Consider the following 14,974-nt stretch of genomic DNA (forward strand, 5'->3'; position numbering starts at 1 on the left):
TGGGAACTATTGTGTTTTAACTTATAAATAGTCTCTTCATCAGAAGTGTTCGGAAACCGAAAATGTTTCAAAAGTCAGGTTTCTTCAGTGTCTCAGAGAGATGAATATAACAACAATTTGAAAACTTAGAATGACACTTTATGAAACGAGGATGACCGTATATGCTATAACATCTAGATATAAGATGGTCAATTGTGCGCTGTTTTCACTAAATGTCTATATCACAAAAATGCCTTTTGGTTTTGCTAAAGGGCATTTTTTCCTGCGTAGAGCGTGATAGCGCATGAGATTTGCTTTAACTCTGTCCCTTTTCATGTTACAATATGGTTAATAATTCATTTAGTTGGAGGATCATATGACGGATTACTTTGAACAACGCTTGGAAAACTTTGAAGCAGCTCTATCTGAGACAGCAGTGGATGGTATTTTGGTGACTAACCTGACTAATATTTATTACTTGACAGGCTTTCAGGGAACCAATGCAACCCTCTTTATCAGTAAGAAACGTCGGATTTTTGTGACGGATGCCCGTTACACTTTGATTGCTAAAGATGTGGTCAAGAACTTTGACTTGGTCGAAAGTCGAGATGCTTTGGGTGAGATCGCTAAGATCATCGCAGAAGATGGGATATCCGCTATCGGTTTTGATAGTCAGGTAACTTTTGGCTTCTATCAGCAGTTGCAAGTGGTCTTTGAAAGCTATGAGCTCCAACCTCTGGAGAATTTTATTGAAAACATCCGCATGGTCAAGGACGAATCTGAGATTGCTACCATTCGCAAGGCTTGCTCCATTTCTGATAAAGCTTTTTTGGATGTTTTGGATTTTATTAAACCAGGTCAGACGACAGAGTTAGATGTGGCCAATTTTCTGGATTTTCGTATGAGAGAATACGGGGCTTCTGGTATTTCTTTTGATACCATCGTAGCTTCTGGTTACCGCTCTGCCATGCCGCATGGACGTGCCAGTGAAAAGGTCATTCTAGCTGGTGAATCATTGACCATGGATTTTGGTTGTTATTACAATCACTATGTCAGCGACATGACCAGAACTGTTCATGTGGGGCATGTGAGCGATGAGGAGCGGGAAATTTATGATATTATCTTGCGGGCTAATCAAGCCTTGATTGAAAAGGCCAAGGCAGGACTTTCTTACCGTGACTATGATGGGATTCCTCGGAAAATCATTACAGATGCGGGATACGGACCTCAGTTTAGTCATGGCATCGGCCACGGGATGGGACTGGATATTCACGAGTTTCCGTATTTTGGCCAATCGGACGAGAGCCTCAAAGCGGGTATGGTGGTCACAGATGAGCCGGGTATTTACCTAGACGGAAAATATGGCTTGCGCATCGAAGATGACCTTCTAATCACTGAGACAGGCTGTGAAGTTCTGACCCATGCGCCGAAAGAGTTGATTGTTTTATAAGGAAGATATTGTGGAAACAGAAAAAGAAACTATTTTACGAGCGTATTTCCAAGCATGGTGCCAAAAAGACAGTAGCTGTCTGGAAGATTTTTTTACAATTGATGTTGTCTACCGAGAGTGCTATGGCCCTGAATATCATGGAATAGAGCAAATCCTGCAATGGTTTAAGGATTGGAATAGCAAAGGAACGGTTCAGTCGTGGGATATCAAACGGATGATAGTCAGCGGGGATATAGTAGTCGTTGAGTGGCACTTTTGCTATTGTTATGACGGTCTTGCAGATCAGTTTGAAGGCGTGACAATTGCAGAGTTCCAAGGCAAAAAAATCAAGCATTTAGCAGAATATAGTTCGAGCAGTCAAGTCGTTTACCCCTACGATAATCATATCGTAGGAAGCATTTGAGAAATCTAGGGTTTTATGGTAAAATAGACCGAATAATAATTTTTTAAGAGGTAATACTACAATGGTAGATGCAAGTAAATTAAGAGCAGGTATGACATTCACAACTGCCGAAGGCCGCCTTTTGCGTGTTTTGGAAGCTAGCCATCACAAACCAGGTAAAGGCAACACCATCATGCGCATGAAATTGCGTGATGTCCGTACTGGTTCAACTTTTGATACCACTTACCGTCCTGATGAGAAATTTGACCAAGCTATCATTGAAACACGTCCAGCCACTTATCTTTACCAAATGGACGAGACAGCTTTCTTCATGGACACAGAATCATACGAACAGTATGAAATTCCAGTGGTGAACGTTGAAGCAGAATTGAAATACATCCTAGAAAACGCTGAAGTTAAGATTCAATTCTACGGAACAGAAGTAATCGGTGTTACCGTTCCAACAACTGTTGAATTAACTGTTGTTGATACGCAACCATCGATCAAAGGTGCGACTGTAACAGGTTCTGGTAAGCCCGCTACGCTTGAGACAGGTCTGGTGGTCAACGTTCCAGACTTCATCGAAATCGGGCAAAAGCTGATCGTTAATACCGCCGAAGGAACATACGTATCAAGAGCTTAATATAAGATATAAGGCCATTAAAAAATTCGATGAAAAATGAGAAAGCAGACGATAAGTCTCAGGACTTGAGGAAGCTTTTGAATTTTATCGAGGATTCTAGGCCGAATTCAGTTGTTTAAGATATAAGGCCGTTAAGAAAAGCGTAGAAAAATGGCGGTAAGTCAGGGAGTGGGAAAGAACTCAGCAATCAAAAAAAGAGTTCGTTTTCCCACCCCCGCACAGTTGATTAGGTCGGATTTGGAGTGTAAAACACGAACAAATCCGCCAATCAACCACTGCGCTGAGATGTTGACGCAAACTATGAGAGGTGTGATTGGACTTTTTGCCCAGCCTCGTTGACGCACCCCGGCCATGACGACTAGGATTTTCGCAGATGAAATTGATGAAAATCCAGACGTCTACGGCCCAAATCAGACACGACAAAATTTAGCTTTTTAGGCCGAATTCAGTTCAAAGATACAAAGATTGTAAATAGTTGCTCTTATGTTCAACTAGACCTATTACCAGAAAGGAAATGCTATGACAACAGAAAACCTTGGCGAAATCGTCATTGCACCGCGCGTGCTGGAAGTCATCACTGGTATCGCTGCTGCGAAAGTTGATGGTGTTTATGCCCTTCGCAATAAAGCTGTTTCAGATGGCCTTGTCAAGACCAGCAAAGGACGTGGAGTCTACCTCCACACAGATGATGAAGGTGTGATTACAGCTGATATCTATGTTTACGTGCAGTACGGTGTGAACGTTCCAGCCGTTGCTATGGAGATTCAAAAAGCTGTCAAGACAGCTGTTTCTAACTACGCAGATGTGGAGATCGCCGAAATTAATATTCACGTAATCGGCATTGCGGCTGATAAAACGCCTAAGACTGACTTGAAAGATTTGTTTAACGAGGATTTCCTTGATGACTAAAACCTTGTCTCGTCGCCAATTGCGGGAGCAGGCCTTTCAGGCCCTCTTGTCCATGGAATTTGGTACAGAATTATTGCAGGCGGCTCGCTTTGCCCATGTTCATGATGATGAAGAGTTGGATGCACAAGGAGAACATTTAGACTTGCCAGTCTTCTTGCTCAACCTTGTTCAAGGTGTTACCAGTCATAAATCTGAGCTCGATGAACAGTTAGCGGATAAGCTCAAAGCAGGTTGGACCTTAGAACGTTTGACCATGGTGGACAAAACTATTTTGCGTTTGGGACTTTTTGAAATTTCTTATTTCGAAGAAACACCTGCAAAAGTTGCAGTCAACGAAGCAGTTGAACTTGCTAAGACTTTCTCTGATCCACAAGCAGCACGCTTCATAAATGGTGTCTTAACCCAGTTTGTGAGTGAAGAAGCGGAAAATAACTAACACAAAAGGAACCTGATTGATGTCAGATTCCTTTTTGACTTATCCCAAAAAACGTTTCAGGAACTCTTTCGTCCGCTCTTGAGTTGGGGTTTCAAAGATTTGCTCTGGGGTGCCTTCTTCTGCAATGACGCCTTTGTCCATGAAGATGACACGGTCAGAGACATCGCGGGCAAACTCCATCTCGTGGGTCACGATGATCATGGTCAGACCAGAGTGAGCTAGTTCTTGCATGGTTTTGAGAACTTCGCCGACCATTTCGGGATCGAGGGCTGATGTTGGCTCGTCAAAGAGCAGGGCTTCAGGGTTGACAGAGAGGGCGCGGGCGATGGCCACACGCTGTTTTTGACCGCCAGAGAGCTGACTAGGCTTCGCTGCCCAGTATTGCTTTCCAAGGCCGACCTTTTCTAAGTTTTCCTTGGCGATTGTTTCAGCTTCAGCACGTTCGCGTTTGAGAACGGTAGTTTGCGCTACGACAGCATTTTCTAATACATTGAGATTATTGAAGAGGTTAAAAGACTGGAATACCATACCTAATTTTTCGCGATAGGCAGTCAGGTCGTAACCTTTTTCCAAGACATTTTCCCCGTGAAAGAGGATTTCTCCCGCTGTTGGCTCTTCTAAAAGATTGATCGAGCGCAAGAAAGTGGACTTGCCCGAACCAGAAGAGCCGATGATGGAGATGACTTCACCTTGGTGAATAGTCATGGAGATGTCTTTTAGGACTTCGTTTTGCCCAAAGGATTTTTTGAGGTGTTTGATTTCTAAGATGGGATTAGACATGAGGAACCTCCTCGATTTGCATTTGGTTAGCACCAGTCGTGTAAGTATCAACATCCATTCGTTTTTCGATGGCACGCAGGATACGTGTCACGGTAAAGGTCAGGATGAAGTAGATGATAGCAATGACGGTGAAGGTCTGGAAGTATTGATAGGTTTGCGTTGCGACGGTATTTCCTGAAAAGTAGAGCTCGACAACTGAGATCACATTCAAGACTGAAGTATCTTTGATATTGATGACAAATTCGTTCCCCGTAGCTGGCAGGATATTGCGGATGACTTGTGGTAGGACAATCTTGCGCATGGTTTGACCATGGGTAAAACCTAGAGCTGTGGCGGCTTCAAACTGTCCTTTATCTACAGCGAAAATTCCACCACGAACAATCTCACTCATGTAAGCGCCAGTATTGATGGACACGATAAAGATCGCAGCTAATGTCCGATCGATATTGATGCCAAAAGCTTGGGCTGTACCGTAGTAGATAACCATGGATTGTACAATCATTGGAGTGCCACGGAAGATTTCAATATAAACATTGAGAAACCATCCCAGACATTTTTGGGCAAGGGCCAGCGCCTTATTGGCTGCTTTAGGTGCAGTACGAAAGACACCGATTAAAAGACCGATCAGGGTACCGACAACAGTTCCGACGATCGAAATGAGCAAAGTCATGCCCGTTCCGCGCAGAAATTGTTTCCAGTTTTTCGTAAAAATGTTCAAAACTTGGGAGAAAAAAGAAGGTTCTTCGCCGCTATTGTTTTTTTCCATGGGCTGTTTGCTAATCATATCGTCCATGAGAGCGACTTGCTCATCATGGGTCATCTTACTGATGGTGTCATTGACTTGGACGATGCGGGCGTCATCTTTGCGCAGTCCAACAGCGATAGCGGCATCAGACTCAGCTACTTCAAAGCCAGGATCAAGGGTCAGCATTTTGAAGGTGCTATTGGCAGTTTCAGCGGTCATGGCTTCAGGGCGCTCGGAAATATAAGCGTCGATAACCCCAGAAAGTAGGGCTTGACGCATTTGGGAGAAATCTCCCATCGGTGTTTGTATATTGGCTTCTAACAATTGAGTCAGGAGATTGACATGCCACACCCCTTGCTGGGCGGTCACCTTGGCGCCTGCAAAGTCTGCGATAGAAGTCGCATTAGCATACTTTCCATCAGCTGATACAACAACCACAGGCTCGCTAGTGTAGTAGCTTTCTGAGAAAGCAATCTCGAGCTTGCGCTCCTCTGTCGGACTCATGCCAGCGATAATCATGTCAATCTTGCCAGAAGTCAAGGCAGGGATAAGGCCTGTCCAAGAGGTCTTAACGACTAGCAGCTCCTTGCCCATATCATCAGCAATTTTCTTAGCGATTTGAACATCGTAACCATTGGCGTACTGGGTAGTGCCTTCAATAGGAACGGCACCGTTAGACTTATCGTCCTGAGTCCAATTAAAAGGCGCGTAGGCAGCCTCCATCCCGACTCGTAGATAATGATCGTCAGCTTGGACAATTTGCCCAAAGCTGAAGACACTTGCCAGAAAGACAAGCAGTGTCATTAAGACTTTTTTCATAAAAGCTCCCCCCTTTTGAATACCTCTTAGGAAAATGCTCTTTCAGAAGTGTTGACTCTGACATCACAATATTTCCCTATAGAAAAAGACTACTTAGCTTTCAATTTTACATAAAATTCTAAAAATTTTCAACTAAATAGGATAAAAAATCACGACAGATGCAGGAAAAATACTCGTTGAAGTATGGTGCTAGTTAATCTCAAAAGGTTCACGTTATAAACGAGTATGACTTATCCTATGCTCAATTGTAGCTCCGAGAGTCTCTAGTTGCTACCTGTTCAATATCAAAAAACGAGCAACCCATATAAGGAAATGCTCGTTTTTTGCATTGTTATAGTGTATCTACACTGTTTTTCCAGCCAGTAGAGTGACGGGCAGGACATAGCTTTTTTCCAATTTTGCACCGTCTTCGATCCGCTGTATTAAGAGGTCCACGAGGAGATGGGCGATTTCGCTGAGCGGTTGTTTGATGGTGGTCAACTGGGGATAGTAGGTCTCGATGAAATAAGTCCCATCATAGCCGATGACTTTCACATCTTTTGAGCCAGTAAAGTTTTCTTCAGCAATTTTTTTGACCAGAATAGCAGTCAAATCATCGGAAGTAAAAATCCCATCGGGCTGATAGTTCCGTAAGATGGACTTAATTTCCATCTCTTTACGAAGTGGCGAAAAGTTCGATGAGACATGGATCACAGGGGCTTGCGGGAATATTTCTGAAAAGCCAGCCTTACGTAGCCCTGTCGGTGAATTCGAGTCATCATTTCCCGTGATCATCAAGGGGGTCTGGCAACCAGCTTTGGTCAGTTGCTCAGCAGCTAATTTTCCTCCTGCGAAATTGTCAGAGGAGACAACAGGAATGCGGGGCGAGAGGTTGCGGTCAAAGGCGATGATAGGAGCCGACACACGGTCGTAGTCTGAGATTCCCAGATTATGACTGGAAGAGATGATCCCATCGACCTGATTGGCTTCTAACATTTCCAGATATTCTCGCTCTTTTTCAGGCTCATTCTGGCTGTTACAGATGATGGTCTTGTAGCCGCGTTCAAAGAGCTCTAATTCCAAATGTTCGATGAGTTCAGCGTAAAAGACATTGGAAATTTTAGGAAAAATCAAGCCAACCAATTTGGCAGATTTGCCTTGCAAGCTTCTAGCCAAATTATTGGGTTTGTAGGAAAGTTCTCGCATAGCCTCCTGAACTTTTTGAATCGTTTTTTCAGAAAGATAGCCTTTTTTATTGATAACACGGGAAACAGTTGTCGGGCTGACTCCTGCGAGTTCAGCGACATCGGTGAGTTTAGCGACCATAATTGAGTGTGTAGAAAGTTCCCTCAGGCTGACCTTGTGTCAAACGAATGCCAGTTTGGTCAGCATTCGGAAAGACGCGTCCTGAGAGGACTTTTTCTCCTTTATTGATAAAGATTTCAAAGATAGATTTATCCATGAAAATAGTTAGTGTTGTATCTTGGTTGTTCATCGGGCAAGTACGCGTTTGACCAAAGTCTGTGGCGTACGGAGTGCCTGCTTGACTGCGGTCTAGGGTTAAAAGCCCATCTTGGAGATTGATATTGAGTTTTAAGCCGTTGCCCTCCTTATCAGCACAGAGGATGATTTCCATCTGGCTATTGGCGGAGATTGTTAGCTCTAGTTCATAGACATTGTCGGTTTCCATTTTTTCGGAAAATGGCAGAGCTTCTTGACGGAGCGTTTTGACGGCATCAACTGGATACTGATAGAGTTTTCCGTCTTTGAGAATGAGCTCTTTAACCAGCGACAAGGCACCTTGGTAATCAAAATCGTCTGTTGGGTAAGCAATATCTGGAAGTCCAAGCCAGCTGACAGTGAAGGCACGACCATCTGGAGCATTGAAGCCTTGAGTTGCGTAGCATTCAAAACCGTAATCCAAGTTTTGCAGGGCAGATGGTTCAATAATAGCAGGGGCTTCAGGATCAAAGCCTTTGCCGATCTTGTACGTGTTAGGATAGATATTGTCGTAGTCAAGGACGGATTTATCCAGCCCCTGCGGGCAGTAGAGAAGGATTGGTTTGTTGTCAACGAAAACTAGATTTGGGCATTCCATCATGTAGGCAGTGCGGTCATTGGCAAAGTCAAGGTTTCCAATTTCTTGCCAGTTTGTGTAATCATTGTCCACAGCTTTGTAGAGCTTGATGATACCTTTTTTCTCCAAATCTTGCCCGCCGATGATGGCATAGTATTGTCCGTTATAGAGAAAAATCTGAGGATCACGAAAGTGGTCTGTCGTGTCTGCTGGTTGTGTAATCAGCGGTTGATCAAATTTGATCAGGTTGCCATCCTTGTCCATGAGGGCACCATTTTGGTAAGGGTGGCGAATCCAGTCGCTGTCACGAACGTTTCCTGTGTAAAATAGAAAGAGCTGATCATCCATCTGCATAGCAGAGCCTGAGTACATGCCATGGGAATCCAAGGGGTGATCTGGCTCTAGAACAGTACCTGTCGCCTCAAAATGGACTAAATCATCTGAAACGGTATGAACCCAAGATTTTAAGCCATGAGCTGCACCAAATGGAAACCATTGATAAAAGAGGTGCCACTGGCCGTTAAAATAAGAAAAACCGTTTGGATCGTTTAAAAGGCCGCGTTTTGGCTCGATGTGAAAGGTTGAATGCCAAGGGGATTTGGCCACATTTTCTTCAATTTGTTCAATTTCTTTAGCAGACCAGTCTGCGTAGGGGCGGTAGCGCAAGTTGCTATCAAAGGCCATAGTAGTACTCCTGTCGTTTTCTAATCATTATAATAGTAACCGTTTTCTGCCTAAAAATCAACTTTTAACTGCTTTAAAAATAAAATTTATGCTAAACGGTTGACATATTCAAAAAAGATGGTAAAATAGATAACGAAAGAAAGTGTAAACCGCTTTCACATTCTATTTTATTTTTAAGGAGATATTTTGCAAATGGATAACACACAAATTGCAAAAGAAGTCATCGAGGCACTCGGTGGCCGTGAGAACGTTCGTAGCGTAGCCCACTGTGCGACGCGTTTGCGTGTCATGGTTGTTGACGAAAGTAAGATTGACAAAGACCGTGCTGAAAACATTGAGAAAGTTCAGGGGGCTTTCTTCAACTCAGGTCAATACCAGATGATCTTCGGTACGGGTACGGTTAATAAGATTTATGACGAAGTTGTAGCGCTTGGTTTACCGACAGCATCAACGGGTGAGCAAAAGGCAGAAGCAGCTAAGCAAGGTAACGCTTTCCAGCGTGCGATTCGTACGTTCGGTGACGTCTTTGTCCCAATTATTCCTGCTATTGTTGCGACAGGTCTTTTCATGGGTCTTCGTGGTCTTTTGACTCAAGAAGCCGTTATGTCCGCTTTAGGTGTGACAGAATGGAATTCCGATTTCATTACTTACACTCAAATTTTAACAGACACAGCTTTTATCATCCTTCCGGCTCTAGTGGTATGGTCTACCTTCCGCGTATTTGGTGGTAACCAAACGATTGGTCTAGTTCTTGGCATGATGCTCATCTCAGGGTCGCTTCCAAATGCTTGGGCAGTTGCTTCGGGTGGGGATGTGACACCACAGATTTTCTTTGGATTCATTCCAGTTGTTGGTTTACAAGGTTCTGTGTTACCAGCCTTTATCATCGGTATCATAGGTGCAAAATTTGAAAAACTTGTTCGCAAAGTTGTTCCAGACGTACTTGATCTCTTGGTAACTCCATTTATTACCCTTTTAGTCATGTCAATCCTTGGTCTCTTTGTCATCGGACCAGTCTTCCACGTAGTTGAAAATTACATCTTGGCTGGCACACAGGCGCTCCTAGCATTGCCATTTGGTCTTGGAGGACTTTTGATAGGTGGGGTTCACCAAATCATCGTGGTTTCAGGTGTTCACCATATCTTCAACTTACTTGAGTCACAATTGGTTGCCAATACTGGTGCTAACCCATTCAACGCGATCATTACTGCAGCAATGACAGCGCAAGGTGCGGCTACTGTTGCCGTGGGTGTGAAAACCAAAAATCCTAAATTGAAAGCTCTGGCTTTCCCAGCAGCTCTTTCTGCCTTTCTCGGTATTACAGAGCCAGCTATCTTCGGCGTTAACTTGCGTTACCGTAAACCATTTTTCCTTTCATTGATTGCTGGTGCAATCGGTGGTGCGGTTGCCTCCTTGCTTGGTCTTGCGGGTAATGGTTTTGGTATCACGATTATTCCAGGTACTCTCCTTTATGTTGATGGTCAACTTCTTCAATATCTTCTCATGGTTGCAGTATCATTTGCAGCAGGTTTCGCCTTGACTTATATGTTCGGTTTTGAGGATGAAGAAAAGGTTGCTGCTCCAGCTGCAGAACAACCACTTAAAACGCAACCACGTGTTTCTGCAGTTCCAGCATCAGCAGTAGCTGCAGAAGCAGCTGGTGAAACAGTTGTATCACCAGTCGCTGGTGAAGTTGTCGCTCTTGAAAATGTTTCTGATCCGGTCTTCTCATCTGGAGCTATGGGGAAAGGCTTAGCCGTTAAACCGTCTGAAGGTGTGGTCTACGCACCAGCCGATGCCGAGGTGACTATCGCCTTTGAAACGGGTCATGCTTATGGTTTGAAAACGGCTAGTGGTGCAGAAATCCTTATCCATGTGGGTATTGACACAGTATCTCTTAACGGTCAAGGCTTTGACATGAAAGTGTCAGCTGGCGATACGGTTAAAGCAGGGGATGTACTTGGCTATTTTGATCCAGCAGTCATTACAGAAGCTGGCCTTGATACGACCACTATGGTGATTATTACCAATACTGCAGACTATGCTTCAGTGAACGCTCTTGCTTCAGGAACAGTTGCCAAAGGCGATGCTTTCTTGAACTTGGTAAAATAATCCAGTCCTTTAGGGATTAGTTTTTAGAATATCTTGGTATGCTTAAGGCGAAAAATTTAGAGAACGAGGTTGAGATGATTGTCTCAGTCTCGTTTTTTTAAAACGAAATCCTGTATTTCTCCTGCCTCTTTTTTGCTGAAAATCTAGCGCTAGCATGCTATAATAGTTGTTAGAAAAAGTTTGTAGGTTAATTAATAAGAACCTGCTCTGAAAGAGGAAACGCATGACAAAATTATACGGCAGTTTAGAAGCTGGTGGCACAAAGTTTATCTGTGCTGTTGGTAATGAGGATTTTGAAATTGTAGAAAAAGTACAATTTCCGACAGCCACACCAACAGAGGCCATTGCTCAGACGATTGCTTTCTTTAAACAATTTGATAATTTGGCTGCGCTAGCTATTGGGACCTTTGGTCCAGCTGATATTGACCCTGACTCAGAAACTTATGGCTATATCACAAGCACTCCCAAACCTCATTGGTCTGATACAGATTTGGTAGGTCCTATTAAAGAGGCTCTAAATATTCCCATCTACTTCACGACGGATGTTAATTCCTCTGCTTATGGTGAAGTCCTTGCGCGTCAAGGGGTGAAGAGTTTGGTTTATTATACTATCGGTACGGGTATCGGTGCAGGTGCGATTCAAAATGGCCAATTCATCGGAGGGATTAGCCATGCCGAAGCTGGTCATGTTTATGTTGCCAAGCATGAGAGTGATGCGGATTTTGACGGCGTTTGTCCGTTTCATGGAGCCTGCTTAGAAGGAATGGCGGCTGGACCTAGTCTTGAGGCACGGACGGGTATCCGTGGAGAAGACATCGAGCTGGATAGTCCTGTCTGGGATATTCAAGCCTACTATATTGCTCAAGCTGCTGTGGCAGCGACACTTAATTTTCGTCCAGAAGTCATTGTCTTTGGCGGCGGTGTTATGGCGCAGGAACATATGCTTAATCGCGTTCGTGAGGCCTTTGCCAAACTCATGAATAACTACGTTCCAGTGCCAGATTTGGTAGACTACATCGTGACACCAGTTATCGCTGAAAATGGCTCAGCAACCTATGGTAATTTTGCCTTAGCCAAGACCTTAGTCTCTGCTTAGAAAGTACGAACTCGTATTTACAAGCAAGATATTTGGGTTCAGGAGGTGTGTCGTCAGTCAGTTGATCTGTATAGCGTTGTCAATTCATCTTGTTTACTCTCGGTCATATCTGTAGTTTGTAAAATCAAGCTGAAAGACTATAGTTTGAAATAACGACCGTTGAGTAACGGGAATAGCTTCGAACGATGTGATTACAGCTATCAAAATTCAAAACGCGGTTTTTCGCGTTTTTTTGTGCGAGGACGCGCAACGGAAATGGAAAAATTCTTGAAAGTTACCTGCTATTGTGGTATGATAGGGTGATTACCTTCGAAAGGAAAAATGATGGGAAATAATATACTCCGCTCTCTCATTGAAAATGATAAGGGAGAGCTGAAAAAACTAGATAAAATGGCTCAAAAAGTAGAAAGCTATGCAGATGCGATGGCTGCTTTGAGCGACGAAGAGTTACAAAGTAAAACACCAGAATTCAAGCAACGTTACCAAAACGGTGAGAGCCTTGATGACCTTTTGTATGAAGCATTTGCGGTTGTCCGTGAAGCTGCTAAACGTGTCCTAGGGCTGTACCCTTACCATGTGCAAATCATGGGAGGGATTGTCCTCCATCAAGGTGATGTGCCAGAGATGCGTACGGGTGAAGGGAAGACCTTAACTGCGACTATGCCCGTATACCTTAATGCACTCAGCGGTGAAGGGGTGCACGTTGTCACTGTCAATGAATACCTATCCACGCGTGATGCGACAGAGATGGGGGAACTCTACTCATGGCTTGGACTTTCTGTAGGGATTAATCTGGCAGCCAAGTCTCCAATGGAGAAGCGTGAGGCTTATCTTTGTGACATCACTTACTCAACCAACTCTGAGATTGGTTTTGACTATCTGCGTGATAACATGGTTGTCCGTGCTGAGGATATGGTTCAGCGTCCATTGAATTATGCCGTTGTCGATGAGGTGGACTCGGTCTTGATTGACGAGGCTCGTACTCCTTTGATTGTATCAGGGGCTAAGACAGGTGAGGCTGGTCAGCTTTACAACCGTGCAGACCGCTATGTTAAAACGCTAACCAAGGATGACTACATCATCGACATTCCTTCTAAGACCATCGGTCTTTCAGATTCAGGGATTGATAAGGCTGAAGAGTTCTTTAATCTCAGCAACCTTTACGATATTGAAAATGTTACTCTGACTCACTTTATTGATAATGCCCTTCGGGCTAACTATATCATGGCGCTTGATGTGGATTATGTGGTGTCTGAAAATCAGGAAATCCTCATCGTTGACCAGTTTACAGGTCGTACCATGGAAGGGCGCCGTTACTCAGATGGTTTACACCAAGCTATTGAGGCTAAAGAAGGTGTGCCGATTCAAGATGAATCTAAAACATCAGCCAGCATTACCTATCAAAATATGTTCCGTATGTACAAAAAATTGGCCGGTATGTCAGGAACTGGTAAGACTGAGGAAGAGGAATTTCGTGAGATTTACAATATGCGGATTATTCCTATTCCGACCAATAGGCCAATTGCACGTTTAGACCATGAAGACTTACTTTACCCAAGCTTAGAATCTAAGTACAAGGCTGTGGTGCAAGATGTTAAAGCGCGTTACGAGAAAGGTCAACCAGTCCTTCTTGGTACGGTTGCTGTTGAGACATCTGAACTGATTTCCCAAAAATTAGTGGCAGAAGGTATTCCGCATGAAGTGCTGAATGCCAAAAACCATGCGAAAGAAGCGCAAATCATCATGAACGCTGGTCAGCGCGGGGCAGTCACTATCGCAACCAACATGGCTGGTCGCGGTACGGATATTAAACTTGGTGAAGGCGTGCGTGAACTGGGTGGCCTTGCTGTTATCGGAACAGAGCGCCACGAAAGTCGCCGTATCGATAACCAGCTTCGAGGACGTTCTGGCCGTCAAGGGGATCCGGGAGAGTCGCAGTTTTATCTCTCTCTTGAGGACGAGCTCATGCGTCGTTTCGGATCGGAACGGATCAAAGCTGTCATGGAGCGGATGAATTTGACAGAAGAAGAGTCAGTCATCAAGTCAGGCATGCTAACTCGTCAGGTTGAAGGAGCTCAAAAGCGTGTTGAGGGGAACAACTATGACTCTCGTAAACAAGTCCTTCAATACGATGATGTGATGCGCGAGCAGCGTGAAATTATCTACCGCGAACGTTACGACGTGATTACTTCAGACCGCGATTTAGAGCCAGAAATTCAGGCAATGATTCGTCGTACGATTGAGCGTCAGGTGGATGCACACGCCCATCTTAAAGATCGTGATGAAGCATGGACCTCGATTTTAAATTTTGCCCACATGGCTTTGGTATCCGAAGACGAGCTCAGTTTTGAGGACTTGGCTGGAAAATCTGACCAAGAAATCAAGGACTTCTTGCTTGAAAAAGCGCAAGCCATTTACGCCCGTCAAGTTGAGAAATTGCGCGATGAAGACGCTGTGAAAGAATTCCAAAAAGTGCTTATCTTGCGTGTTGTGGACAACAAGTGGACCGACCATATTGATGCCTTAGATCAACTCCGTAGCGCTGTCGGATTGCGCGGTTATGCGCAAAATAACCCAGTTGTTGAATATCAGTCTGAAGCTTTCAAGATGTTTAACGATATGATCGGAGCTATTGAGTTTGATGTGACACGTCTGATGATGAAGGCGCAAATTCATGACAATATTGAACGTGAGCGTACAGTACAGCAAGTTCAAACAACAGCGACTCGAAATATCTCAGCTCAGCAAGCCAATTTACCAGAGGGTCTGGATTTTTCAAAGATTAATCGTAACGATCCTTGTCCCTGCCAATCAGGCAAGAAATTTAAAAACTGTCATGGACGCATCTAGAGGAAACATTCAAAACAAGTAAAAAGGCTGACT

General features: G+C 44.0%; 12 protein-coding genes. 8 read left to right on the forward strand and 4 right to left on the reverse strand.

All coding sequences use genetic code 11. The features are described 5' to 3' along the window. Positions 1 to 355 precede the first annotated feature (355 nt). The 5 genes from A3I5_RS0102935 to nusB all read left to right on the forward strand — a co-directional run bounded on the left by A3I5_RS0102935 (position 356) and on the right by nusB (position 3,799). Positions 356 to 1,429, forward strand: coding sequence for a M24 family metallopeptidase (locus A3I5_RS0102935; RefSeq protein ID WP_018373134.1), 1,074 nt, complete (start codon positions 356 to 358; stop codon positions 1,427 to 1,429). Positions 1,430 to 1,439: 10 nt separating this feature from the next. Then, a complete protein-coding gene (locus tag A3I5_RS0102940) occupies positions 1,440 to 1,832 on the forward strand; it encodes a nuclear transport factor 2 family protein (protein ID WP_040834495.1) in 393 nt (130 codons plus the stop codon). 61 nt (positions 1,833 to 1,893) lie between these two features. Continuing rightward, positions 1,894 to 2,454 (forward strand): elongation factor P, encoded by a 561-nt coding sequence (gene efp, locus A3I5_RS0102945; protein WP_018373136.1) that lies wholly within the window; start codon positions 1,894 to 1,896, stop codon positions 2,452 to 2,454. Between the two features lie 519 nt (positions 2,455 to 2,973). Further along, positions 2,974 to 3,363 carry an Asp23/Gls24 family envelope stress response protein gene (locus A3I5_RS0102950; protein ID WP_018373137.1) on the forward strand — a complete coding sequence of 130 codons (390 nt, stop codon included), beginning with the start codon at positions 2,974 to 2,976 and terminating at the stop codon, positions 3,361 to 3,363. Beyond that, a complete protein-coding gene (nusB, locus tag A3I5_RS0102955) occupies positions 3,356 to 3,799 on the forward strand; it encodes a transcription antitermination factor NusB (protein ID WP_018373138.1) in 444 nt (147 codons plus the stop codon). Before A3I5_RS0102950 ends, nusB begins: the two co-directional genes overlap by 8 nt. A gap of 39 nt (positions 3,800 to 3,838) precedes the next feature. Here nusB and A3I5_RS0102960 read toward each other — a convergent pair whose 3' ends face one another. From A3I5_RS0102960 to A3I5_RS0102975, 4 genes are all read right to left on the reverse strand, one after another. After that, positions 3,839 to 4,579, reverse strand: coding sequence for an amino acid ABC transporter ATP-binding protein (locus A3I5_RS0102960; RefSeq protein ID WP_018373139.1), 741 nt, complete (start codon positions 4,577 to 4,579; stop codon positions 3,839 to 3,841). Further along, positions 4,572 to 6,143, reverse strand: coding sequence for an ABC transporter substrate-binding protein/permease (locus tag A3I5_RS0102965; RefSeq protein WP_018373140.1), 1,572 nt, complete (start codon positions 6,141 to 6,143; stop codon positions 4,572 to 4,574). The genes A3I5_RS0102960 and A3I5_RS0102965 overlap by 8 nt, the downstream gene beginning before the upstream one ends. Before the next feature lie 342 nt (positions 6,144 to 6,485). Further along, the gene (locus A3I5_RS0102970) at positions 6,486 to 7,448 is read right to left on the reverse strand and encodes a LacI family DNA-binding transcriptional regulator (RefSeq protein WP_018373141.1); all 963 of its coding nucleotides are present in this window, start codon (positions 7,446 to 7,448) and stop codon (positions 6,486 to 6,488) included. Further along, positions 7,438 to 8,883, reverse strand: coding sequence for a sucrose-6-phosphate hydrolase (locus A3I5_RS0102975; protein WP_018373142.1), 1,446 nt, complete (start codon positions 8,881 to 8,883; stop codon positions 7,438 to 7,440). The genes A3I5_RS0102970 and A3I5_RS0102975 overlap by 11 nt, the downstream gene beginning before the upstream one ends. 192 nt (positions 8,884 to 9,075) lie before the next feature. Between A3I5_RS0102975 and A3I5_RS0102980 the strand changes: the two genes are divergently transcribed. The 3 genes from A3I5_RS0102980 to secA all read left to right on the forward strand — a co-directional run bounded on the left by A3I5_RS0102980 (position 9,076) and on the right by secA (position 14,941). Beyond that, positions 9,076 to 10,995 carry a sucrose-specific PTS transporter subunit IIBC gene (locus tag A3I5_RS0102980; protein WP_018373143.1) on the forward strand — a complete coding sequence of 640 codons (1,920 nt, stop codon included), beginning with the start codon at positions 9,076 to 9,078 and terminating at the stop codon, positions 10,993 to 10,995. A gap of 223 nt (positions 10,996 to 11,218) precedes the next feature. Further along, complete coding sequence (gene scrK, locus A3I5_RS0102985) at positions 11,219 to 12,091, forward strand: fructokinase ScrK (RefSeq protein ID WP_018373144.1); 873 nt, start codon at positions 11,219 to 11,221, stop codon at positions 12,089 to 12,091. Positions 12,092 to 12,415: 324 nt separating this feature from the next. Then, the gene (gene secA, locus A3I5_RS0102990; RefSeq protein ID WP_018373145.1) at positions 12,416 to 14,941 is read left to right on the forward strand and encodes a preprotein translocase subunit SecA; all 2,526 of its coding nucleotides are present in this window, start codon (positions 12,416 to 12,418) and stop codon (positions 14,939 to 14,941) included. The last annotated feature ends 33 nt before the right edge of the window (positions 14,942 to 14,974 follow it).

This window comes from Streptococcus merionis DSM 19192 (assembly GCF_000380085.1).
Classification (GTDB): Bacteria; Bacillota; Bacilli; order Lactobacillales; family Streptococcaceae; genus Streptococcus; species Streptococcus merionis.